This window comes from Streptomyces sp. NPDC001156, assembly GCF_053598275.1.
In genome coordinates, this window is sequence record NZ_JBSFJX010000126.1 from 1 (window position 1) to 23435 (window position 23435).

The window sequence follows — 23435 nt, forward strand, 5'->3', positions numbered from 1 at the left end:
TGGGCCGCGCTGACCTTCGTAAGCATGGTCAGGGTGCGGAGCACGGCCGGGGTGACGCGTCCGCCCACGTTGCGGATCGCCGTCACCTCGCCGAGATCGAGCCCGAGCACGTGGCTCGGATCGACACGGGAGTCGACGCACCCGATGACCATCAGCTGGCCGCTGCCCAGGATGTGCAGGCCCTCATGCGCGCCACGGGCGGCGAACGCGGCGTTCCGGCTGACCAGATCCTCTGTATTGATCATTTTGTTTCCTCAACGGTGCTGTGGGTGCCGAATATATAGGAGCATATACTCCTATACATGGGATGCAAACACCACGAAGGGGGAATTTCATCTCGTCCGGCATCCTGACCATGGTCTTCGCGGTGTACGCGCTGTCCCTGCTGCTCGCGCTGATCACCGCGGGGGGCCCGCCCAACTTCCTGGGCCGCCAGCCTGTGCTGATCGACTCGGTGCTGCTCGAGGCCGCATCGATGTTGCTGTTCACCGAGGCCCGCGGGGTCGGCTGGCTGCTCGCCGCGCGCGCCGTCCAGGGCCTGGCCACCGGCGCCGCGCGTGCCGGTGTTCGCGCTGCTGCTGACTGGCTTCCTGGCCGCAGCGGTGGCGCTGGCGCTGATACCCGAAACTGCCGAGCCCCGCTCGGGGGCGCTCGCCTCACTCCAGCCTCGTGCCCAGGTGCCGCACCAGGCCCGGACGGCGTTCGTGGCCGCCCTGCCCGGCCTGGTCGCGGTCTTTGCTCTCGGCGGCCTCTACCTCGCCATCGCCCCCTCACTCGCGGTCGGCGTGCTGCACACCACCCACCACCTCAACGCTCCGCGTTGCGGTGGGCGCCGTGATCGGCCTCACCGTGAACGTCCCGCCTGGGACGGCGATTGTCACCGCTGCCGCTGGATGGCAGGGCACCGTGCACATCCATAGGTAACACGGCTCCACGTGCGACGCGTCTGGCCCCGCCGCCCGTGGGACGTCTGGGAGAAGATCTCATGCGGAGGCTTGCGAGGCTGGCGTCAGCCATCCACCTCCAACGGCATGGGATCCCGGAGCCGGGGGCCAAACGAGGGGCCAAACGTGGCAGTCGAACCATGACCGTCTCGAATTGAAGTGGACGGTGCCGTGGACGGCGATCACAGCGTTCAGTAGAGCGCGGTGCCGCGGGCCTGGGCGCGGAACTGGACCGGGGTTCGTCCGTCCCGTCGTCGGAAGAACTTGGTGAAGTCGGTTGCTTCCGTGAAGCCCAGCTGTGCACCGATGGTGATCGATGGTGCGTCGGTGTGGACGAGGAGGCGTCTGGCCTCCAGGAGAATGCGCGCGTCCAGGTACTGCTTCGCGGTGTGGCCCGTCGCTTCGGCGCAGGCACGGGTGAGCGTGCGCACGCTGTAGCCGAGGTCCGTCGCGTAGTCCGCCACGCGGTGCCTACGGGCGAAGTCCCGCTCCACGGCCGCGTGGAAGCGGTGGAAGGCGTCGCCACCCGCGGCCGGGGACGGAGAGGAAGGGTGGACGCCGGACAGTTGTAGCAGGAGTACGGCCAGCAGGTGCCGCAGCACCTCGACATGCGCTTCCAGTGACAATGAGCCCAGGTCGTCGTACTGCGAAGTGAGGTGGCGCAGTGCGAGGTTCACCGCTCGGGCGTGCGGCCCTTCGGGGCGTAGCGGGGAGGCGTCCAGTGGCGGTTCCGTCGGGAGGAAGCCGGGCTGCCAGAGGATGTGGGTGCCCTGTGCCCGGGCGAGCCCCTCGGCGGAGTGCTGGAGCACCTGGCCCGCGCGCACCCAGAGCCATTGGCCTGCGTCCAGGGTGTGGCGCGTGAAGTCCACCGTGTGTTCCAGCGTGCCGGTGCGGACGTGGACGAGGCGGTGGAAGGACGGCCTGATGGGGGCGCCCAGTTCGATACCGCGGCGCCGGACGCGGTCTCGCAGCTCCGTGAAGGGCAGCACGTCCATGCCGATCGGCGCCCCCAGTGAGGGCCGGTACGGAAGATCGATGATCGAGGCTTGACCGATTTTCCCCATGGCCAGTCGCAAGCGTACCCCTGGACCTGCGCAGGCGCCGCCTACGGTCGATCGCAGGCGACCGGAAAGGGAGACAGGGATGCGTCTGATCGTGGGAATGACCGGAGCGACCGGAGCGATCTTCGGTATCCGACTGCTGGAGGTCCTGGCGGAGCTGCCGGACGTGGAGACGCATCTGGTGCTCTCCCGCTGGGCCCGGACCACCATCGAGCTGGAGACCGGCCGCACCGCCCGCGAGGTGGCCGAGCTGGCCGACGCGGTGCACCAGCCCGAGGACCAGGGCGCCACCATCTCCTCCGGCTCGTTCCGCACGGACGGCATGGTGATCGTGCCGTGCTCGATGAAGACGCTCGCCGGCATCCGGGCCGGGTACGCCGACGGCCTGGTCGGCCGGGCCGCCGACGTGGTGCTGAAGGAGCGCCGCCGGCTCGTGCTCGTCCCCCGCGAAACGCCGCTGAGCGAGATCCACCTGGAGAACATGCTCGACCTGGCCCGCAAAGGCGTGCAGATCGTCCCGCCGATGCCGGCCTTCTACAACCACCCGGCCTCGCTGGACGACATGGTCGACCACATCACCGCCCGCATCCTCGACCAGTTCGAGCTGCCCGCACCGGCGGCCAAGCGCTGGGAAGGCATGCGCACCGCCCGCCGCACGCCCCGAGCCGCCTGAAACCGCACCACCTCTTGGAGATCCACATGCCTTACGACGACCTTCGGTCCTTCCTCGCCGTCCTGGAGAAGGAGGGCCAGCTGCTGCGCGTCACCGACGAAGTGCTGCCCGAGCCCGACCTGGCTGCCGCGGCCAACGCCGCCTGCCAGCTCGGCGAGGACGCGCCCGCCCTGTACTTCGACAACGTCAAGGGCTTCACCGACGCCCGCATCGCCCTTAACCTGCACGGCTCCTGGCGCAACCACGCCCTCGCGCTAGGACTGCCCAAGGAGACCTCGACCAAGGACCAGGTCGAGGAGTTCGCCCGCCGCTGGGACGCCTTCCCGATCGCCCCAGAACGCCGCGAGGACGCGCCCTGGCGGGAGAACACCATGGAAGGGGAGGACATCGACCTCTTCGAGGTGCTTCCTCTCTTCCGCCTCAACGAGGGCGACGGCGGCTTCTACCTGGACAAGGCCGCGGTCATCTCCCGCGCCCCGGAGGACCCGGACAATTTCGACAAGCAAAACGTCGGCGTCTACCGCATGCAGGTCGTCGGACGAAACCGCCTGGCCATCCAGCCCGTGCCAGTCCACGACCTCGCCCTGCACCTGCGCGCGGCGGAGGAGCGCGGCGAGGACCTGCCCATCGCGATCACCCTGGGCAACGACCCGATCATCAGCATCGTGGCCGGCACGCCGATGGCCTACGACCAGTCCGAATACGAGTTGGCCGGCGCCCTGCGCGGCGCCCCCGCACCGATCGCCACCGCACCGCTCACCGGTCTCGACGTGCCCTGGGGATCCGAGGTCGTCATCGAAGGCGTCATCGAGTCGCGAGTGCGTCAGTACGAAGGCCCCTTCGGCGAGTTCACCGGCCACTACTCGGGCGGCCGACGCATGCCGGTCGTCCGCATCGACCGCATCTCCTACCGCACCGCCCCGATCTTCGAATCGCTCTACCTCGGCAAGCCGTGGACCGAGATCGACTACCTCCTCGGCCCCAACACCTGCGTCCCGCTGCTCAACCAACTGCGCGCGGAGTTCCCCGAGGTCCAGGCCGTCAATGCCATGTACACCCACGGCCTGCTGGTCATCATCTCGCTCAAGCAGCGCTACGGCGGCTTCGCCAAGGCGGTCGGCATGCGCGCGATGACCACCCCGCACGGACTCGGCTTCGTCAGCCAGGTGATCCTCGTCGACGAGGACGTGGACCCCTTCAACCTGCCACAGGTGATGTGGGCCCAGTCCGCCAAGGTCAACCCCCGCGAGGACGTCGTCATCATCCCCCACCTGTCGGTCGTGCCGCTGGCCCCGGCCGGCGAGCCGTCCGGGATGACCAGCAAGATGATCATCGACGCCACCACCCCCGTCGCACCGGACGTTCGGGGCAACTTCGAAACCCCCGTCAAGGACGTGCCCGAGGCCAAGGAATGGGCCACCCGTCTGCGGACCCTCCTCGCGACACGCTGACCCCAACTCCCGCCCGCCACCACGAACACCGACAAGCCCAGGAACCGACCATGATCTGCCCCCGCTGCGCCCACGACACCGTCGAAACCATCACCATCTCACCCGTCCCCGGCATCTGGGACGTGCTGCAGTGCACACGTTGCCTGTACATGTGGCGAACCAGTGAGCCTGCCTCCCGGACCAGCCGCGACGCTTACCCGCAGGAGTTCCGGGTCACCGCCGAGGACATCGACCGAGCCACCGAGGTCCCCACCGTGCCGCCACTGCGCACCACTGCCTGAGCACCGGGGGTCGAACCTCGGAGCACGTCAGGCAGTTCGTGCAAGTCCGTGGTCTGGGAGGCCGACCGGGGCCCGGCTGAGAGCCTGGCTCAGCTGAGCCGGCCGCCGATCCTGGCGGTCCGAACCAGGGGCCATGATCACTCGCGCCGAGGCAGCTCCAGCCCAAAGCCGCTACGCCGCCCTTGTATGACGCTGCATCACCGAAGAGCGGTCTTGCCGAGGAGTCCGCATAGAGGGTTCGTGAGGACGCGGGCGCCGTCATGTGCGTCGGATGACCAGCACGGCCACGTCGTCGAGGTGGTCGACCGCGACCGCGGCGTCGAGGATGCGGTCGGCGGTCTCGTCGGCGTTCAGTCCGTCGTGGACGGCTTGGGCGGCCAGGGTTCCGGTTCGTTCCAGTCCGGCTTCCAGCGTGAGGGCGGGTCCTTCGACCAGGCCGTCGGTGACCATGACCAGCGCGCTGTCCTCGTCCAGGGTGAAGGTCTCCCCGCGGTACTCGGTGCCGGGCACGACTCCCAGGACTGGCCCCCCCGGCAGCTCGAGTACATCGTGGCTGCCGTCCCTGTGCGCGCACAGCACCGGCACGTGGCCGGCGCTGGTGCCGGTGACCCGTCCGTCGTGCGGGTCGACACGCAGGATGGTGCAGCTGGCGAATCGTGCGGGGTCCATCGTGAGGAGCAGCTTGTTGGTGCGGGTCAGCACGGTTTCCGGATCCGGTTCCTGGTCGGCGATCGCACGCAGGAACGAGCGGACCTGTCCCATGCAGGCGGCGGCGTCCACGTCGTGCCCCTGGACGTCGCCGATCTCCATGGCGATCGCGCCGTCGGGCAGCATGAAGGCGTCGTACCAGTCTCCGCCGATGTCCAGCCCGTCCCGGCTGGGCCGGTAGCGGGCGGCGACCTCCAGGCCCGGGAGGTGCTCGGGCAGTGTGGGGAGCATGGTCTGTTGCAGCGCGGTGGCCAGCTCGACGCGTGCCTGTTGCAGTCTGATGCGTCGTAGTGCCTGGCCGGCCAGGTCGGCCAGCGTACCCATGAGGGTCCGCTCGTCCCGGGTCGGCTGGTATCCGCTGTGGTAGGTCACCAGCCACGCCCCGAGCGGCAGAGTGACGCTCTCTGCCCTGGGCCGTCTCTGGGCCGTCCAAGGTCACCCGGCGCCAACCAACAACGACAGAAGCCCACGGCATCTGAGCTGGTCAGGGCCGTGGGCTTCATCAGGACCGCTGGTCAGCGGAAGGGCTGATCAGTAGATCCGGTTCAGCGGCATAGCCCCATGACGGTGTCGTCGAAGTCGGGAAACTCCTGTGCGGCCTGCGCGATGATCGCCGGTGCCGATGCTTGGCAGCCCGGGGCGTACTGCTGCGCGATGGCTGCCAGCTCCTCATTGGTCTGAGGAGCCCAATCGGGCTCGGGCTCGTGCGAGGTGGCGGCCGCCCAGGGGCCGAAACCGTCAGCCAGGAGCCACAGGAACGCACCGAGGTCGCGGGCAACGACTCCGGTCTCCCCTTCGGAGCCCAGAAAGACCACGGGCTGCTTCGCCAACTCCCGACCCGGGTGGACCAGCCAGAACGCCGCGCACCCACCGGTGCCGTCTTGGCCGAAGACTCGGAAGGCGTCGCCATCCAGGGCGCCGTTGCCTGTCCACGCACGGAACCAGTCCGTCGTCGCGTCGGCGCTCAGGAAGGACTCATAGGGTTCGAAGTCCACACCGTCCTCGCCGATACAGTCGAGCCGAACCGCCATGGCAGCGGCGAGCGCGGCGGGGAACTGACGGTCCTCCTGCGGGATCATGCGCGCAGAGTAGCGATCACCCTGGGCTCGGCAGCACTGCTCGTCGCACGACTGCCTGTGACATCTGGCATCCACCGCTGACTGGAGGATGGTGATGTCGCCGTCCGAGGGGTCTGACCCACCATCTGACCGACGCATGCTGTCCTGTCGTCTGGGGGCTGAGGCTCCACCGACCGTGGGTAAGCCACCGGACCGGTCAATGGCTTTCCGCTTCCAAGCCCTCGTAGCTCTCGAACCAATGGGTATCGAAGTCACGGGCGGTCGAGAAGGGCTGCCGCGGGTCGGTGAGCAGACGGTAGACGTACTCCGCGGTCGAGCCGTCGAACCGGTACCAGGTGCCGTGGTCCTCCATCGTCGTGAGGATGGGCCATCTGTCCGGATCGGGTCCTTCGGTGAGCCAGTAGAAGTCGTCCCGTTGCTCGGTCCCCGCCCACTGCAGTAGCCCGCCCGGGGCCGGGTACAGCTGGTACGGCTCCCACGAGTTGCCGTCGTGCGCCTCGGTCCACCGGGCCCACCACTCGTTGAACTCGACGATATCAATGCTGCCCAGCGGGCCGCCGGGCAGGAAGAGACCGAGGTAGTCGTCGAAGGCGCCGTACCCGAACCGCTCGACAAGGCGCTTGTAGTCACCGGGCAGCACGGTCCCCAGCCGGGCCTCGGCCGCCGCCCAGTTCACCACCCACGCCCGGTCTGCCGGCCATCCCGTGACGGCGACGACCCGGTCCACCCAGGAGGCACCCGCCGGTAGTCCGTCCGGCACCATATCCGGCACCTTGTCCGGTGACGGTGCGGCCCGCTCGGCGACGAGCACCACCAGCCGTACGCCGTCACCGGCACGGACCGTCCCGCAACCGATCCACCAGCTGCCGCACGTCCAGGCGCGCATTTCGGCCAGTTGTTCCCCGAAAGGTGCCAGGAGCGGCAGCCCGGTCTGCTCGGTCACCGTGGGATCGACATATCCGCCCGCGGCGAGGTTGCGTAGCTGCCCGTATCGGTCGCTGAGCTCCTTGATGAGCACGGGGAGGCTGATCTCTTCGGAAGCCGTCAGGCACACATGCCCCGCCGAGTGCCTGGCCTGGTCGCACACCAACTCCTGCCCGTCCGGCCGGACCAAGGAGTCAACGGTCGCGAGCAGTTCCTGTTTGTCCATGGCCGGACAGTGAAACACAGGCCGCGGACAACGAGCCGGACCCGGCGATCGAGCCCGTGCTGTACAGCAGCGAATGACAGCAACCACAGCAACCCGGCCCGCTCGGTGATGCCCCCGGGAGCCATGACCCGGCCGCTATGAGCGCCAGTCGGCACCAGGCTCCGCCATTGCCGCTACGTAATGACTTCACCAAGCTTCCTTGAAATCGAAACCACGCAGCTTGTTAGGCAAGCCTTACCTCCTCTAGTTTCTGGCGAGTCCCCGCACGTCAGACCAGAGAGCCCCACATGTCCAGCGCGAATATCGCTCTGCTCGGCGCCATCGCAGGCTTCACCATCTACCTCGGCCTCCCCATCGGCCGCCTGCGCACGCCCACACCCCGTCTCAAGGCGGGTCTGAACGCCGTGGCCATCGGCATCCTGGTCTTCCTCGTGTGGGACGTCCTGACCCACGCCTGGGAGCCAGTCGACGAGGCCCTGAGCAAGCACGAATGGGGCACGGTCGCCTCCGGGGGTCTCACCCTGGCGGCCGGCCTGACAATCGGGCTGGCGGGACTGGTGCACTACGACGGCTGGATGGCCCGCCGCCGGACCGCCGCCGCGCGCCACGTGGGACCCGGTGCCGCCGCCACCGCCGAGCTGGCCCCGAAGACCCGCAGCCAGGCGGGCTCGCTCACCCTGATGATCGCCACCGGCATCGGCCTGCACAACTTCGCCGAGGGCCTGGCCATCGGCAACTCCGCCGCGAAGGGCGAGCTCTCCCTCGCCGTGCTGCTGATCATCGGGTTCGGCCTGCACAACGCCACCGAAGGCTTCGGCATCGTCGCCCCCCTGGCCGCAGAGGGCGAACGGCCGTCCTGGCTCACCCTGCTGTGGCTCGGCCTGATCGGCGGCGGCCCCACCTTCCTCGGCACGCTCGTCGGCCAGCACCTCGTCAACGACACCCTTTCGATCGCCTTCCTCGGCCTCGCCGCCGGTTCGATCCTCTACGTGGTCATCGAACTTCTGGCGGTGGCACGCAAGGCCGGGTTGAAGACGCTCACCACCTGGTGCATCCTGCTCGGCCTGCTGCTCGGGTTCGCCACGGACGCCGTCGTCACGGCCGCAGGTGCCTGAATCGACCAGCAGGACGAGGGGCACACCAAGAGGTGACCGCCAATCACCTCCGACGACCGCCCGACCAGCTTCCCGGACCGTAATGGCCGTCCAGCCGATGTTCGGGACGGAACGCTGGCCAACGTTGGCGACCCTTCTCCCCTCACTCTCTGATGAAGTCCCTGACTGCAACTTCACGTCGACTTCCAGCCACTGGAATGTCAGATTCTGATTCAAGAATTGTTCAAGTGTCGGATGCTTCCTTCCGCTCGTGATCGGGTCACCTGTGACGGCTGTATCACTGCCCGTGTGGGAGGACTTGGTGTCAGCACCAACCCGTAAGAGACGATGGCTCACGATCTGCGCCATCACCGCATCCGCCGGACTCGTCGCAATACCCGCGAGTGCCACGCCCGGCACGCATCACAGCAACCCCTTCGGGACCCGTACGCTCGCGCAACTTGCCTCTGAGCGCGAGCAGTCGCCTGGTGGCATCACCCCCAAGGCGAAGGCGGACGACGGCGACGACGGCAACGAGGCCGACGAGATCGCCGAGGGCGCGGACCAGTACGCCGAGGCCCGCACCTCGCCCGGCATCGTGGCCCCGGGCGCGTACGGCGCCGCCTGGCGCAGCCTGTCCAGCCTCCCGAGCTCCGGCGGCAATTGGCGGAACGTCACCGACCTGCCGTACAACTCCGACGACCCGCGCTACCGCGACATCGACTCCAACTCCAGCGGCGGTTCGGGTTATGTCACCGGCCGCATGGCCGCCATGGCCGCCGATGACGACGGGTACGTGTACGCAGGCAGCGCGGGCGGCGGGGTCTGGCGGTCGCGGACCGGAGGTGGGCACTGGCAGCCGATCAGCGACCGGCTGCCCTCGCAGTCCACCGGCGCGCTCACGCTCGACGGGGCGGGCCGCCTGTGGCTCGGCACCGGCGAGGCGACGACCAACGCGGACGCGTACCTGGGCAGCGGCGTGTACGTCCTGTCGAACCCGCATCACGGCACCTTCTCCACCCGCAGCCGGGTCGGCGGGGACGAGCTGGAGAGCACCACCATCCACGAACTGCGCTTCGGCGGCGACAAGGTGTGGGCGGCCACCAGCGAGGGTGTGTGGAGCCACTCCACCAAGAAGCTCAGCGGCGCCTGGAAACTGGAGTTCGCGCCCAACCCCGACTACCTGCCGGGTGGTTCACAGGCCCACGACTCCTCGGCCGCGTACAAGAACATCGCCAACGACATCGCGATCGACCCGAAGGACCCCTCCAAGGTCGTCCTGGCGGTCGGCTGGCGCAGCGGCGACGACTACAACGGCTTCTACACCAAGGTGAACGGCACCTGGACGCGGATCACCAGCGGACTGGGCGACCTGCCGGCGGACCCGGACAACGTCGGTAACGTCACCTTCGCCCGCTCCGCCGACGGCTCGCGCTACTACGCGATCGACCAGTCGCCGGAGCAGCTCAACACCAACCCGGACAGCGGTCTGGAGGGCATCTACGTCTCCAAATCGGGCTCTCCCACCGGCCCGTGGACGAAGATCGCAGACTACAAGGGTCTGGCAGCCGACGGCTCGGCGCTGACCTCCAGCGGCTACATGCCGGGTGTCCAGGCCTGGTACAACCAGTTCCTGACCGTCGACCCGAGCGACCCGCAGCACGTGTACGCGGGACTCGAGGAGGTCTACGAGACCAAGGACGGCGGCAGCAACTGGTCGACCGTCGGGCCCTACTGGAACTTCGGCTTCTCCTGCTGGAGCATCGACCCCGCCAAGCAGACGGGCGACTGCAACCCGACCACCCACTCCGACCAGCACGGCGTGGCGATCGGCAGCTACCACGGCAAGAGCTTTGTGTACGTGGGCAACGACGGCGGTGCCTACAAGCGGCCGGTCAACGGCTCCCAGGACACCTCCGGGCACGCCACCGACTGGACCTCGCTCAACGACGGCACCATCGACACCCTCCAGTACTACTCGGTGGGCATCGGCAAGGACCTGGACCACGGCGGGGTCTCCGTCACCGGTGGTCTGCAGGACAACGGGCAGTCCATCCTGCGCAGCAACGACAAGGTGATGGGCTCCAACTTCGGCGGTGACGGCGGCGACACCCTCACCGATCCCGCCAACGGCTGCAACATCGCCCAGGAGTACGTCTACCTCGCTTTGCAGGTGACCCAGAACTGCGCCGTCAACGACGGCTCCTGGATCACCGACCCCAGCAAGGCCACGTCGTACAACATCGCCCCGGCCGACAACGCCACAGGCGAGGCCCGCTTCATCGCTCCGATCGGGGCCGACCTGAAGAACAGCTCGACCTGGGTCGCGGGCGGCCGCCATGTATGGGTGCAGACCCATGGCTACGCCATCCGCAGCGGTTCGGAGTGGAAGAGCGTATACGACCTGGGCGCCGGCCGTACCGCGACGGCTGTCGCAGCTTCGGGTGGCAAGGTCTACGCGGCCTGGTGCGGCCCGTGCAACAACCAGGGCTTCGCCCGCGGCATCTCGGTCGGCAATGCTGACGGCACCGGCTGGCACGACATCTCCCTGCCCGTGGACGGCACGGTCCCCAACCGCTACCTCAGCGGCTTCGCCGTCGATCCGAAGAACGCCGACCACGTCTTCCTCGCGGTCAATGGCTTCTCCCGGCACTGGACCGAAGGCCCCGGCGCGGGCGTCGGCCACGTCTTCGAATCCAAGGACGGCGGTACGACCTGGAAGGACATCTCGGCGAACCTTCCCGACGTGCCGACCAACTCCGCGGTGGTCACGGCGAACGGCGGCCTCGCCGTCGCCACCGACCTGGGTGTCGTCTACCGCGCGCCGGGTCAGGCGAAGTGGCAGCGCGTCGGCTCTCTGCCGGCCGTCGCCGTGCTCCAGGTGAAGCTGGGCCCTGACGGCCAGACCCTGTACGCGGCCACGCACGGTCGCGGTATCTACACCATCAAGGTGCGTGACCGCGGCTGACACCCGCGTAACCGACAGCGAGTGGTGGAGGGGTGATCCCTGCTTCCGGGGTCACCCCTCCCTCGGGTACGGCACCACACTGACGTCCAGCGTGAAGGCGCCATGGGCCGCACCTGCCACGTCTGGCGCCTTCGCAAGCCCGGTGATCTTGGCCCTACCGGCCCGGGTGCCCGCACAGCGCAGCGTGGCGTAGGCGGTGCCGTCTGTATCCACCCGCCATCCGGATACAAGGACGAAAACGGGCGCGGAGCTCTGCACACCTGTCCACTGCTTGTCGTCTGCCCGAGGCTGCAGGACGAGAGACACCGCCGTCCCCGGACGCACGCACAGTTGCCGTTCGACCCTGTCACCAGGGCTGACGGCGACCTTCGCGTGCCCGGCGGCACAGCCTTGCACCGAGGTGGAGGGCGCGCCCGCCGGCACTGATGGGCTTGCGGCGGTTGGGCTCGCGGTCTCGCCCATGGACGGGCTTGCGGACGTCCGCGTCGGCGCGCCGGTCGACGGCTCCGCCAAGCGGCTCCCGGACGACCCAGGGGCTGAACCTCCATCCGTCGACAAGCTGCAGGCCGCCAGGACGACCATCCCAGCGACCATCCACCCCACGGCCCACCAACGCATCCTTCGACCTCCCAACGCGCTTGTACACACACCAGCATGCCCCCTCTCGCCGTTGAGGTCGCGGGATCACAGGACAGGGGGAGACCGGCGACAGCACCGGCGCACCACGCTGTGGCCGACTGGACCTGCGCCCGGACGCAGGCCGTGGCGCAGCAGGAACCAAATCCAATGAGGTCAGCAGCGGGTCGGCAGCGGCACCGATCCCAGCGACTCACCATGCGCATGGCTCCACGGGCACGGGTCCTACATCCTCCACGCCTCCCCCGCTATGCACAGTCGTTCGTACAATGGCGCGCTCCACCTGGACGCCAGGAACCACGCCCTCCGCAGGGCGCGTGGATCGACGGCAGACGGGATGAGAGCTGGGGAGAGCGGTGGCTTAGGGAGACTGCACCGGCGAACCAGAGCTGCCAGACCGATCTGCGCTATTTGTCCACTCGGTAAAGCTTGATATCGCTGTCGACGAAGAGGTGGACGTACCCACACCGCCAGCAGATGAGGCCAGTAGCCTTCTCATCGGCCCAACCCAACTTCAGGAACTCCATGCCGGTGCTGTTCAGCAGGACACCCCGCTCCCGGAACACGTCCCCCTTGCAGATCTGGCAAGTGATCCAGATCTCACCCAATGCTGCGCGTACCGGCTTCGCCATCGCGTGCCCCCGTCCTTACCCAATGGATGCACATGAGACTACGGGGCAGCGCGAAGCTCTCACAGCTCGCGTGAGCGCTCACTAGGTTCTTCCGTGGGATCGACCACCTGGTGACCGAGGGTACGGCAGAGCATCCCTCGGTCTCGCCACCTGTCTCATCACCTGCCGTCAGGCCCCATGCCTCTGTCAGGAGATGGCCGCGCGCTGCTCGTCAGCGTCCTCGGGCCGGACCAGGCGTCCCTACGCGGCACCTTCGACGTCCGGATGGACCTTGAGGGTCAGTTCGCCGGTGGACGCGCGGACGCGGCGTAGGAATACGCCCAACTCCGCTTTGAGCACTGGGACTCACGGGAAGTACAGCAACTGCGCCGACCGCCGACGACTGCCGTTGATCCTCACAGACCGTCTGACCAGGCGAGGAGACTTCAGCGACCACTATGCCGGTAGTTCGGGACGAAGAGGTCGTGGGTTCAAATCCGGCCACCCCGGCAGAGGAACACCAGGTCAGGGCATCTTGTGAGAAACCTGGGAGAGGATCTTGGATTTCTGTCCCCAGACGGTGCCTACCGACGTGCTCTGAGGCGATGTCTCAGGAGGTTGGTTTCACAGCCTCTTCGAATGTGAGCTGACCGGGTGCGCCATGATGGGCCCGTGGACTTTGAGCCGTACCGGGGTGAGTTGGTGGCGTACTGCTACCGGATGCTGGGCTCGTTCCATGAGGCCGAGGACCTGGTGCAGGAGACGATGCTGCGTGCCTGGAAGGCCCGCGACCGGTACGACCGTACGCGTGCGTCCGTACGGACCTGGCTGTACAGGATCGCGACCAACGCATGCCTGACCGCGTTGGAAGGGCGGGCGCGGCGGCCGTTGCCGTCCGGGCTGGGCGCGCCGAGTGAGGATTCTGGGGCGCCGCTCACTCCGGCCTTCGACATCCCCTGGCTGCAGCCGTTTCCCGACGTGCGGTTCGATGCGGAGGTACGGGCCGACATGCGGCTCGCGCTGGTAGCGGCGATGCAGGTCCTACCGCCGCGACAGCGAGCCGTGCTGGTGCTCCGCGAGGTACTAGAGTTCACCGCCGCCGAGGTCGCCGAGCAACTGGGGACCACGGCCGCGGCCGTCAACAGCGCGCTGCAACGGGCCCGTGCCGCCCTCGCGGAGGTGGGCGGCGTGGAAGAGATCACGGAGCCGGACGATCCCGAGGCACGCGCGGTGATTCAGCGGTATGTGCGGGCGTTCGAGACGGCCGACGTCCCCGCGCTCGTGCAGCTGCTCACAGATGAGGCGGTCCTGGAGATGCCGCCGGTGCCGCTGTGGTATCGGGGTAGCCGTGCCTACGGCCTGTTCATGGAGCGGGTGTTCGCGATGCGTGGGACGGGCTGGGGCATGAGACGCCTGACCGCCAACGGGCAGCCCGCGCTCGCGGCGTACGCGCCGGAGGCCGGTGGGGGGCATCGGCTGCACACACTGCAGGTCTTCACGGTCACCGGCGCCCGGGTCGCGCGCAACGTCGTGTTCGCCGATCCGAACGTGTTGGAGGCGTTCGGCCTGCCCCGGCAGATTTCTTCCGACGAGTTTCGCCAGGCGCGATGAGTGGCGCCGGTGCCGCCGGTATGTACCGGTGAGCATCGATCGAAGGGACACCCATCGTGAGCGTCATCGTCATTCAGTTCGTCACCCTGGACGGGATCGTGTCAGACCCGGACGGCTCCGGTGGAACGCCAGCCGGCGGCTGGGCGTTCCGGCATGGTCCCGAGACGGTCGCCGGGGACAAGTTCCAACTCGGAAGCACACTCGACGACGGGGTCCTGCTACTGGGGCGTACGACGTGGCAGTTGTTCTCGCGCATCTGGCCCGGGCGAGACGACCCGTTCGCTGCGCGGATGAACGCCGCGCCGAAGCTGGTCGTCTCCCGTACGGTGACCGACACCTCGACGTGGGTGAACTCTCGGGTCATCGACGGCAGCCTCATCGACGTCGTCAAGCGCGAGAAGCGCGATGTGATCATCACCGGCAGCCTGAGCGTCGTACACGCACTGATGGCCGAGGAACTGATTGATGAATACCGGCTGTTGACCTTCCCCACAATCCTCGGCACTGGCCGACGGCTTTTCCCCGACGACGGCCCGCGCACTGACCTGGAGTGCCTGTCGGCCGAGCGGGCCGGCGCCGCCGTCCTCGTGCAGTATCGGAGGGCGGCACGATGACGGTTCGCCTCCTCGCCCTCTACGAGACTCCGACCGACCCCGACACATTCGATCGGCACTACCGCGAGGTCCACATTCCACTCGGGCGCCGGCTACCCGGGCTGCGCCGTTACACGGTCAGCCGTGACGTCGCGGCCGTACGCGGCGGCGCACCGTACTATCTGGTCGCCGAGCTGGAATGGGACACGATGGACGACCTGCGGGCCGCGTTCGCCTCACCCGAGGGCCGCGCCACCGCCACCGACGCCGCCCGTCTCCAAGCGCTCACCCCAGTACGCAGCATGATCTTCACCGTGGATGACAGCGCGATGCAGACTCACAGTCCCACATGAAAGCGCTCCGGAACACGGCGCGGCACCAATCTCCCTAGACAGCATGCTTAGCGAGCGGAAGTGTGCTCAGAGAAGTAGTCCGTCGTGGCTGAGGCGGGTCGGCCCCACGGACCGCCGTGCTCTCGCGCCTCCCAGGATCTTGCGGCACACCCGACGCAGGATCCCTGGGCCGTCCGAGGTCCCCGAGGGCAAACCGGCGAGCGGCCGCGGTTGCTGTACGGCAGTGGAGGACAGCAACCTCCAAGACCGGAGCCAACTGTCAGCAACTCTCAATAGCCGGCGGACCAGTCACGGCGACGGCACCGGGGGCCTGTCCCCGAGTGGCGGACACCTCGCTGCGGCTGTGTCGGAGGGTAGCCCCCCACGAACGACTGAGGCAGAAGACGACCCAGGCATAAGCGATCAACGTCACTCGCACAGGCCTGGGCCGACTGGCCCGGCCCAGGAGCGCGTCATAGCCTGGGGTGACAACTCCAGACCCTGACCGCGGCAGCAGGCCCTCCCCCAGCAAGCGACCACACGCCCAAACCGGGCTCGTCGCCCCCTACTCAGGGGATCTCCCTCCGTCAGTCGTCCAGCACCTGTGCGGCTGCTGCCTAGCCGCTACCGGGCTTCGGTCGGGCGGCTTCGATTCCTACGTGTAACCGCCGGCACTTCAGCGCCCACGGCCGGGATCTACACGCCCTCGCTGGAGGGACCTGTCCATGCTCTCAGACACCTCTCGGCCTGTCGCAGCAACACTGCCAGTCGTCGCCGAGCACATCGGAGAAATCGCCCAACGCTTCTACAAGCACATGTTCGCCGAGCATCCCGAACTGCTGAACGGCGTCTTCAACCGCGGCAACCAGGCCCACGGACATCAGCAGAAGGCGCTGGCCGGATCGGTGGCAGCGTTCGCGAGCGGACTGGTGGAATCACCCGAACACATCCCCGAGCACCTGCTCTCGCGGATCGCGCACAAGCACGCGTTCCTCGGCATCCGTCCCGATCAGTACCAGATCGTCCACGACAACCTGATGTGGGCGATCGCCGATGTCCTGGGCGACGCGGTCACCTCGGCGGTAACCGCCGCCTGGGACGAGGTCTACTGGCTGATGGCCAACGCTCTGATCAACCAGGAACGCGGCCTCTACAGCGCGCGTGGAGTCAGGCCGGAGACGGTGTGGCGACAGCGCTCTCCCGGTCGGCCGGAGCCAGCCCTGCGCATCCCGACAGAGCGAGCGCGCGGGTAGAGCGTGGTCTCAGTTCTGGTCTCATTCGCCGGCGGTCGGGGCCGTTCACGGACGTCCGCGCCAGCCGACGGGACCACGACGGTGAACGATCGCAGACAAGGCCGGACGACGCCCCGAGCAATGTGAAGGCTGAGCCGGCAGATTTTCAGGCCGCGCCAGGGGCCGTGCCCTGACCTGCCGTTTCCCGGCCCGAGGGCGCTCCCGCCCCACACCCATCCCACCGGGAACGGCGCTGCGACCGGAGCGAAGCGCGCTCAAAGCCAAGTTCGAGAGCCAACCCGCCTGATGACGTCAGGTCACAATCGCCCGCGCCGCCTCCAAGTGCGGCAAGGACATGTCCCATACTGCCGGCACGGGGAGGGCGACCGAGGGGGAACCGGTGGGAGTTGGACGGGTCAGACGGCTGACGGCATGCGGTGTGCTCTTCCTCGCTCTCGCCGGTTGTACCAACGGGGAACACGGACGGGACGCACGGCGTCCCACCGCCCCGGTCCATTCATCGGCTCCTGCGGCGCCGACAGCGGTCGCGGGTCCAGCCCGTCCGGTGGAGGCGGCAGCAAGGCTCGGGCCGACGGACGGCGCCCTCGCGGACTGGCTCAGCACGACAAGCCTCCCCGGCGAAAGTCCCAGACCGCCTCAGGAGGCGGTGGTGGTCGTCCGCCGGAGCAGCAAGGGCACCAGGGACTTCGGGTGGATCTCGGGCGACAGCTACTGCCTCGGCTACAGCCATCAGGTTGCACACTCGATCACCTGCGGCTCCTACGACGACGACACCGGCACCCCCTCCGCCCCCGGGGCGGACTACGCCCCCGCGCGAGCGGTCGGCCGGGTGGAGTTCCCCGACCGCCTGCCGTCGCAAGACCCGCTCCACCAGTACTACTACACGCTCGCTGTGATCCTCGACGACGCTGGCCCCTTCCGCCTCACCGGAGACGAGCACCGAGGCGTCCTCTACCAGGCCAGAGCTGTAATGAAATCGGACCGCGCAGTCACATTTGTGGAGTGGGGCTACTTCGGCCCAGAGATACCGCTGCACGCCGAAATCTGCAGCACCTCGAGCCACCACTGCATCCCCGACTTCGACTGACGGCCCAGCAACCATACGGCGGCACCCGGCCCATCACATCGGCGGCCACGCAGCCATTCACTCCATCCACGAGGCCGTCCTTCTTAAGGTGCCCGGCAGCTTTACCGCCTGCCCAATCCGCGGACACGAGGGCTGGCAGGGCGCCCGACTCTGCTCCAGGCGCGCGAGGCTTGATGTCGACATGCCAGCCTGCTCAACTTATGTGGTGTCTCATGGATGGAGCAGACGCGCGCTCGTGGCTCTCTTCTCGGTCGCAACAGGAGTGCCGGTGGTGATCGTCGTCGGAGCTGTCACGGGGTGGAGCCATTCGGCGATGGGCATCCCGACGTGGGCGTCGTGGATCATCGCGGCTCTGGCGATCCTCATCGGTTTGCCGCTCGCCTGGTTCTCCACCCCGCTGGGTACCAGAAACGCAACGAGCATCCTGCTCAGGGCCTATCGCCGCGAGGGATTGGAAGTTGCCGAGCAGCTGTACCTCTCCCGGTTGGCGCCTTACCGGGCTGGCCTTCAGCTGTTCAACCTCGCACTCGCCCTCGATCGCGAGGGCGACCAGGTCGGCGCCGAAGCCGTCTACCGGCGCGCGGCGGACTGCGGCTTTCCGCCAGCCATGGTAAGTCTGGCGCACCGGCTCAGCCGACGTGGTGAAGATGAGCAGGCTCGGGAGTTGTTCCGCCGCGCAACGGAGGCCGGCGGGCGGTCAGAGCGTTGATCGACTACGCAGCCACAGGTAGCAGCGGTGTGTGTGATCAGTCGTGGCTGAACTGGCGCCTCCCAGCCAGCCTCGCGGTCAGCTCTTTTGGTCCTCGACCATGCCCATAACGAAGGGGAACGACTCCAAGAACTCGTCACGGTGTCGAGCGGGCACCGCACAACGCGACGGCCCCTGACCGCATCGCTTCCGTCTGACCAGGGTCCGCTCACCTGCGCGGTGGGTGTGGGATTTGAACCCACGATGGCTCGCGCCACGACGGTTTTCAAGATCGTTATTGGGTGGTCCGGCCCTTGACTTCCCCGCTTCCACAACACCGTGCCCGATGTCCGTCTCCTGTTTGAAGACGCCAGCCGGAGGAGCAGGGCATCCTCGCCAAGGACCGACACCGGTTGGACGGTACCGGACTCGGCCCTGACGGACTGGACCGCCCCAACTCACCGCTGCCGTACAGCGGCGAAGTACAGCAACCACCGCATCCGAAGGTGGCTGGCAACGGCCGTCGACGACCCCGCGACCAGCGTCCTGGACCGCAACGACCATCCCGCCGAGAGTGCGGGACGAAGAGGTCGCATGCCACAGCCGTGCCAGACAAGGGGGTCAACCACGATCAACAGCAGCCGGCCCCAGCTGAGATGCGCCGGTGACCTGCGAGCTCTCCGGAGCCGCGGGCCGTCCCAGGACAACCAGCAGCAGCCGCCAACGACCAACAACTACGACGGGGGCGCAGCATTCCGCCGCACCCCCGTGGTGTGTCCGGCCAGCTGGACCCAGGTATCCAGCCACATCCGCGACCGCCATGAGTCGATCGGGATCGCCGTGCCCGTGTACAGGGGCCAGAAGTCGGCGGTACGCCGCCGACTCGACAGGAGTCGTCGTGGTTCAGCGGCGAGCGAGCGCCGCCAGTTCCTTGGTGATCGTCTCGCTGTCCTGGTAGGTCAGTCCGATGCGGGCAACGTGCTTCCAGCGGACCACGCCATCGGCGTCCACAATGAACACCGAGCGCTTCAGGCCGAGACCGGGCATCTGGATCCCGTATGCCTTCACCACCGAGCGGTCGGTGTCGGCGAGCAGCGGGAAGCGCAGGTCGCGCTTGCGCGCGAAACTCTCGTGGCTGTCGAGGTCACTGAAGTTGATTCCCCACACGGTCGCCCCGAGGTCGCGAAAGCGGTCCAGGTCGGAGGCGTACGAGCAGAGCTGCTTGGTGCAGACCGAGGAGTCGTCGCCGGGGTAGAAAGCAAGCACGACTGGGGCTCCCCGCTGTGCCGACAGGGAGTACTGGCTGCGCTCGGCGGTGCCGCCGTCGCCGAGCAGGACACCCGGAAGCGTGAAGTCAGGGGCGGGGGCGCCGATCTCGGGCACTGGCATAGCGGGGTCCTTCCGTATGGGATGCGGCCCGCCGCTGCACGTCGGGCCGATGACATGACTACTGTATAGAACGTTCTTTCTCTCTGAAACCTTCTGCGTCGCCACCCACTGTCGTCAAGAACACATCGTCGGCGGAATACGGCCCGGCCCCGCCGTGCTCGGTGCGTCCTAGGGCGCGTATCGGATCGTGAGCACCGCAGCTTCCGGGGCGGGCGCCCCGTCGGAGGTGCGGGGCCCAGCGATCTGCGGCTGTGCCGTGTGGGCGCGAGCGACCGGAAGCAATGCCGCAGGCAGACAGCCGCACCCGAGGACCCCGGTTGCGTGCCCGGCGGGATGGTGTATCAGAGCACGGCGAGGCGGTCCACCAGCAGTTCCACCCTCTGCTCGGTGTCCTCCGGCAGCAGCCGTCCCGCTCGGGTCAGGGTCGCGATCCCGTGCAGGGACGCCCAGAACACCTCGGTGAACAGCCCCGAGTGGACGCCGTCCCCGGCGACCTCGCCGAGGCACTCCAGCAGGGCGGCGAAGGCATCCTTGAGCGGTTCCGGGGTGTCCTCCTGTGCGTACGCCAGGCCGCCGTCGAGCTGGAACAGGGCGTCGTAGACCGCCGGGTTGCGCTCGGCGAAGTCGAGGTAGCCGCGGGCGAGGGCGGTGACCCGGGCGCGCGGACCGTCCGCGGCGGCGGTCGCGGCCCGCAGCGCCGCGGCCATCTCGGCAGCGCCCTCGAGGGCGACAGCGCCGATGATCTCGCGCTTGCCGCGGAAGTGGCTGTAGAGGACGGGTTGGCTGTACTCGATGCGCTCGGCGAGCCGGCGCGTGGTGACCGCGTCCCAGCCCTGCTGCTCGGCGAGTTCGCGGGCCGTCGCCACGATGAGGCGCTCGCGGGCCGCCCGCTCGCGCTCCTTGCGTTCCTTTACCGACATGATTCGATCCTAGCATCGCTAGACAAGGGAGCGGCAGTAGTACTAGCGTTACCTCGACAGCTAGCAACGCTAGATATCTGGAGGGGCCGTCATGCTCAACGCACTTGAGGTCGTCACCACAGTGGTCGTCGGCCTGATGGTGGGGCTGGAGTTCGCCGTCGCCTTCGTCATCAACCGGATCCTCGACGCCCTCCCCGGCGACGCCGGCCAGCTCGGCCGAAGCCACGGCGGCCGGATGCTCGGCGCCGTGATGCCGTTCTGGTACATCGGCTCGGTCGTCCTCTGCGCGGTCTGGGCCGTCGCCGGCTGGCACCACGAGGGCACCGGCCTGGTCGTCGCCGGCGCCGCGCTGCTGATCGTCAGCGTGATCATGTCGCTGCTGGTGCTCGTCCCGATCAACAACCAGGGCAAGACGTGGACCCCCGAGAACCGGCCGGAGGACTGGAAGGAGCAGATGAACCGCTGGGACCGCTGGCACTACGTCCGCGTCGCCGTCCTCATCGGCGCCTTCACCCTGCTGGTCGCCGCCCTCACCTGAGCCCGCGGGCCGACACCGTGCTGGTGGCACACAATCCGATTCGAATCCTGCCGGGGGCACAGCCAGAAGGGCCAGCTCAGGAGGGTTTTCCTCCCGGGCCGGCCCTTAGCCATTTCATGCGCCGCGCCACACGCGTGCCACTACGTGCCCTCGGGTCGCCCCCAAGCCCGGCAGGTCCCTGGATCACCGGCGTCGTCGACTGGGCAGCGACCTCCTGGGGCCCGGCGGACCTTGATGTCGCGCACTGCTCCACCAATCTCGCACTGCTGCACGGCCCGGCGTGGGGTCTGCGGTTCGCAGAGGCGTATGAGGAGGCCGGCGGGGTGCTGGCAGCGGCCGCAAGCGAGCGGCTGTACTGGCAGGTGCTGGACGGGCTGGCGTTCTCAGAAGATGTGCAGTTGGTCGCGCAGCCATGGCGGGAGGCAGGAAGGACAGAGCTGACGACGCGAGCCGTGGAGGAGCGGCTGGATGCGTACGTCACCGCTCTGATGGACACGCTGGGCTGAGCCAAGGCGGTCCGGGGCGCGAACACGGCGGCGAACCGCCATTGCCCGTGCCCTACCTCGATTGGAACAGCGGCATCACCCGCCGTCCCCCCCCGGTGATCTGTGACAGACCCCAGTAACAAGCCTTGGGTGTGGCGAAGTCGCATTTCCAGGCGGCTGATTCGACGGCACCTCATGACGGCAACACCGGAATACGTTGCCGTATCAGGAGGACCAACCGCGCAGCATTCGGAGCAGACGGGGAAGCCTCACCTCTGACCAGCAGATCGCGCGGATGATCTCACCGAGCCGTCCCGCGTCAGAGGCCTCCTCTGTTTCCGGGCTTCACCTGCGCCATTACCCCAAGGTCCCGTCCACAGCCCGTCCACGGACCCCTGCTTACGGCCCCTTCGGACGGCATGCGGCTGCACAAACACTTCTACCGCAACCAATGCGGCAGCCGGTGAGTCCTAGCTCATAACGGGTGTGGAGGCGCCGATGGATGAGCGCAAGTCCGTGCTGAGCGACGGCCGGGATGAGTACGTCCCTCCCATTGGGTGGGGGACGCTGGCGGCCGTCGTGGCCATCGCGGTGTGGATGACAGTCGGGCCTCTTGGGCCGTTGTGGCTCTATGTTCTCGGCTGGGCGGTGGCGCTGGCTGCAGCGAACGGTGTCACCTGGCTGCTGGTACGCCGCCGGGACCGGGCTCTACCTGCACCGGGCCAACTCGTGGCGGGGCTGCTGCGGCTCGGTCCGGAATCGTGGCTGGTGGCCCCCCGCTGGGCCAAAGCCCGATTGGCCGCCGGGGGTTTCCTCATATTCGCCACCCTTGCCGGAGGCATGGGATGGAAAGCTGGTCAGGAGTACCAGATGCTGGCAAATCTCCGGGACCAGGGCCACAGGACTGATGCAACGGTAGTCGAGATCACCGGCCGGTCGGAGGAAGGCTGGGCGACCGCCGTGACCGTGCGCTTTGGCACACCGTCCGGCCCCGTGCGCGCGGATGTCGATGTCACGGTCAGCTCAGCAAGCGATGCGAAGCCAGGAACGCGCATACCCATCATCTACAACCCGGCGCGGCCCACCCAGGTCCGCCACATTGCGTACCTCGACGGACGCGACGCCGACGGAATCCGACAGGGTTCGATCGTGATCGGGCTGCTCGCGGCAGGCTTCTTGGTGGGCACTGCCAGAGAGGTGGTGCGTACCAAGCAGCAAACGGAAGCAGGCAAGACGCGAGACACCCACCGCCCAAGGACCTAGTGCCACATCAGGCATCCTGCGCCCCGTTGGAGTACCAAGCGAATACACCGGCGCCGGCAGGTACACCCACAAAGAAGCCTGCGGGGAGACCGATGTCGTGGTCAGCCAACGGCGGAAAGGCCCAGTCCACGACTGCGCCGAAAAGCATTGTCACCGTCATCGTCGCAACGAGGGCGGCCACAGTGGCGAGCCGACGACGCTGCCCCGTGCGGTACAGCTCGCCCACGGGCCCCGCCGCGAATATGGCACGGATGGCGAGGAAAAAGTGGAGTCGGGCAGCCATCCGAACGGCCAGAACACCAGGGCGACGATCCCGCAGACAGCGAGGCCATAGAGTTCCCACACGATAGTGGACACCACCAACTCCCACCGTTGGCGCCGAACCGAGCCGCTCTCGTTGCCCTTCTCATCGGCCACATCGGAAGAGTAGCCGCCATCAGGACGAATGTTGCCTGGCATGCACTCTGGACGCCCCGACGCACCTCGCGATCACCCTGTCGACCCGACAGGCCATCCACGCAGTGATGTGTCAATCCCCTCGAAACGTGGAGGACTTCCCTATGCTGCTCGGTCCTTCTGGTGCGAGCGTGACCGGGCTTCGGTGATGGTTCGTTCGAACT

At 67.8% G+C, this 23435-nt stretch carries 23 protein-coding genes and 2 pseudogenes; 16 read left to right on the forward strand and 9 right to left on the reverse strand.

The window, feature by feature from the left end; all coding sequences use genetic code 11:
* Window positions 1-245 (reverse strand): carbonic anhydrase (locus ACWDA7_RS36220; protein WP_450610089.1); only part of this gene is annotated, 245 nt, incomplete at its 3' end.
* Between the two features lie 312 nt (window positions 246-557).
* Between ACWDA7_RS36220 and ACWDA7_RS36225 the strand changes: the two genes are divergently transcribed.
* Window positions 558-920 (forward strand): hypothetical protein, encoded by a 363-nt coding sequence (locus ACWDA7_RS36225; RefSeq protein ID WP_450610091.1) that lies wholly within the window; start codon window positions 558-560, stop codon window positions 918-920.
* Between the two features lie 215 nt (window positions 921-1135).
* On the opposite strand, the gene ACWDA7_RS36230 is transcribed toward ACWDA7_RS36225, so the two are convergent.
* Complete coding sequence (locus ACWDA7_RS36230) at window positions 1136-2008, reverse strand: helix-turn-helix domain-containing protein (protein WP_450610093.1); 873 nt, start codon at window positions 2006-2008, stop codon at window positions 1136-1138.
* A 79-nt stretch (window positions 2009-2087) separates the two neighbouring features.
* Between ACWDA7_RS36230 and ACWDA7_RS36235 the strand changes: the two genes are divergently transcribed.
* Genes ACWDA7_RS36235 through ACWDA7_RS36245 form a run of 3 tightly spaced genes read left to right on the forward strand, consistent with a single transcriptional unit; the run spans window position 2088 to window position 4410 of the window.
* Window positions 2088-2678 (forward strand): non-oxidative hydroxyarylic acid decarboxylases subunit B, encoded by a 591-nt coding sequence (locus ACWDA7_RS36235; RefSeq protein ID WP_450610095.1) that lies wholly within the window; start codon window positions 2088-2090, stop codon window positions 2676-2678.
* A gap of 26 nt (window positions 2679-2704) precedes the next feature.
* Window positions 2705-4129: a non-oxidative hydroxyarylic acid decarboxylases subunit C gene (locus tag ACWDA7_RS36240; RefSeq protein ID WP_450610097.1), complete on the forward strand. Its 1425-nt coding sequence runs from the start codon at window positions 2705-2707 to the stop codon at window positions 4127-4129.
* A 50-nt stretch (window positions 4130-4179) separates the two neighbouring features.
* Complete coding sequence (locus tag ACWDA7_RS36245) at window positions 4180-4410, forward strand: non-oxidative hydroxyarylic acid decarboxylases subunit D (RefSeq protein WP_450610099.1); 231 nt, start codon at window positions 4180-4182, stop codon at window positions 4408-4410.
* Window positions 4411-4668: 258 nt separating this feature from the next.
* Here ACWDA7_RS36245 and ACWDA7_RS36250 read toward each other — a convergent pair whose 3' ends face one another.
* The 3 genes from ACWDA7_RS36250 to ACWDA7_RS36260 form a co-directional block, all read right to left on the reverse strand.
* Window positions 4669-5490, reverse strand: a complete 822-nt coding sequence (locus ACWDA7_RS36250) for a PP2C family protein-serine/threonine phosphatase (RefSeq protein WP_450610101.1) — start codon at window positions 5488-5490, stop codon at window positions 4669-4671.
* A 173-nt stretch (window positions 5491-5663) separates the two neighbouring features.
* Window positions 5664-6197, reverse strand: a complete 534-nt coding sequence (locus ACWDA7_RS36255) for an SMI1/KNR4 family protein (RefSeq protein ID WP_450610103.1) — start codon at window positions 6195-6197, stop codon at window positions 5664-5666.
* Window positions 6198-6393: 196 nt separating this feature from the next.
* A complete protein-coding gene (locus ACWDA7_RS36260) occupies window positions 6394-7347 on the reverse strand; it encodes a hypothetical protein (RefSeq protein ID WP_450610105.1) in 954 nt (317 codons plus the stop codon).
* Window positions 7348-7634: 287 nt separating this feature from the next.
* On the opposite strand from ACWDA7_RS36260, the gene ACWDA7_RS36265 reads away from it, so the two are divergent.
* Window positions 7635-8462, forward strand: coding sequence for a ZIP family metal transporter (locus ACWDA7_RS36265; RefSeq protein WP_450610107.1), 828 nt, complete (start codon window positions 7635-7637; stop codon window positions 8460-8462).
* A 301-nt stretch (window positions 8463-8763) separates the two neighbouring features.
* Entirely contained in the window at window positions 8764-11409 is a 2646-nt protein-coding gene (locus tag ACWDA7_RS36270; RefSeq protein WP_450610109.1) for a glycosyl hydrolase, read from the forward strand.
* 51 nt (window positions 11410-11460) lie between these two features.
* Here ACWDA7_RS36270 and ACWDA7_RS36275 read toward each other — a convergent pair whose 3' ends face one another.
* Window positions 11461-11622, reverse strand: a complete 162-nt coding sequence (locus ACWDA7_RS36275; RefSeq protein ID WP_450610111.1) for a hypothetical protein — start codon at window positions 11620-11622, stop codon at window positions 11461-11463.
* 830 nt (window positions 11623-12452) lie between these two features.
* Window positions 12453-12677 (reverse strand): hypothetical protein, encoded by a 225-nt coding sequence (locus ACWDA7_RS36280; RefSeq protein ID WP_450610112.1) that lies wholly within the window; start codon window positions 12675-12677, stop codon window positions 12453-12455.
* A 177-nt stretch (window positions 12678-12854) separates the two neighbouring features.
* On the opposite strand from ACWDA7_RS36280, the gene ACWDA7_RS36285 reads away from it, so the two are divergent.
* From ACWDA7_RS36285 to ACWDA7_RS36315, 7 genes and pseudogenes are all read left to right on the forward strand, one after another.
* Complete coding sequence (locus ACWDA7_RS36285) at window positions 12855-12989, forward strand: hypothetical protein (protein WP_450610114.1); 135 nt, start codon at window positions 12855-12857, stop codon at window positions 12987-12989.
* A 339-nt stretch (window positions 12990-13328) separates the two neighbouring features.
* Window positions 13329-14267, forward strand: a complete 939-nt coding sequence (locus tag ACWDA7_RS36290; protein ID WP_450610116.1) for an RNA polymerase subunit sigma-70 — start codon at window positions 13329-13331, stop codon at window positions 14265-14267.
* 56 nt (window positions 14268-14323) lie between these two features.
* Window positions 14324-14881 (forward strand): dihydrofolate reductase family protein, encoded by a 558-nt coding sequence (locus ACWDA7_RS36295; protein WP_450610117.1) that lies wholly within the window; start codon window positions 14324-14326, stop codon window positions 14879-14881.
* On the forward strand, window positions 14878-15213 hold the full coding sequence (locus ACWDA7_RS36300; protein WP_450610119.1) for an EthD family reductase: 336 nt from the start codon (window positions 14878-14880) through the stop codon (window positions 15211-15213). The genes ACWDA7_RS36295 and ACWDA7_RS36300 overlap by 4 nt, the downstream gene beginning before the upstream one ends.
* A gap of 704 nt (window positions 15214-15917) precedes the next feature.
* Window positions 15918-16385 (forward strand): annotated as a pseudogene (locus tag ACWDA7_RS36305) (globin domain-containing protein); the annotation flags it as partial.
* A 709-nt stretch (window positions 16386-17094) separates the two neighbouring features.
* Window positions 17095-17532: a hypothetical protein gene (locus ACWDA7_RS36310; RefSeq protein WP_450610121.1), complete on the forward strand. Its 438-nt coding sequence runs from the start codon at window positions 17095-17097 to the stop codon at window positions 17530-17532.
* A gap of 268 nt (window positions 17533-17800) precedes the next feature.
* Window positions 17801-18241, forward strand: a complete 441-nt coding sequence (locus ACWDA7_RS36315; RefSeq protein WP_450610123.1) for a hypothetical protein — start codon at window positions 17801-17803, stop codon at window positions 18239-18241.
* Window positions 18242-19123: 882 nt separating this feature from the next.
* Here the strand turns inward: ACWDA7_RS36315 and ACWDA7_RS36320 are convergent.
* Entirely contained in the window at window positions 19124-19609 is a 486-nt protein-coding gene (locus ACWDA7_RS36320) for a peroxiredoxin family protein (protein ID WP_450610124.1), read from the reverse strand.
* A 341-nt stretch (window positions 19610-19950) separates the two neighbouring features.
* Window positions 19951-20529: a TetR/AcrR family transcriptional regulator gene (locus ACWDA7_RS36325; protein WP_450610126.1), complete on the reverse strand. Its 579-nt coding sequence runs from the start codon at window positions 20527-20529 to the stop codon at window positions 19951-19953.
* 91 nt (window positions 20530-20620) lie between these two features.
* Between ACWDA7_RS36325 and ACWDA7_RS36330 the strand changes: the two genes are divergently transcribed.
* From ACWDA7_RS36330 to ACWDA7_RS36340, 3 genes and pseudogenes are all read left to right on the forward strand, one after another.
* Window positions 20621-21067, forward strand: coding sequence for an anthrone oxygenase family protein (locus ACWDA7_RS36330; protein ID WP_450610128.1), 447 nt, complete (start codon window positions 20621-20623; stop codon window positions 21065-21067).
* Window positions 21068-21240: 173 nt separating this feature from the next.
* Window positions 21241-21573: pseudogene (locus ACWDA7_RS36335) on the forward strand (aminoglycoside phosphotransferase family protein); the annotation flags it as partial.
* Between the two features lie 477 nt (window positions 21574-22050).
* The gene (locus ACWDA7_RS36340) at window positions 22051-22815 is read left to right on the forward strand and encodes a DUF3592 domain-containing protein (protein ID WP_450610130.1); all 765 of its coding nucleotides are present in this window, start codon (window positions 22051-22053) and stop codon (window positions 22813-22815) included.
* The last annotated feature ends 620 nt before the right edge of the window (window positions 22816-23435 follow it).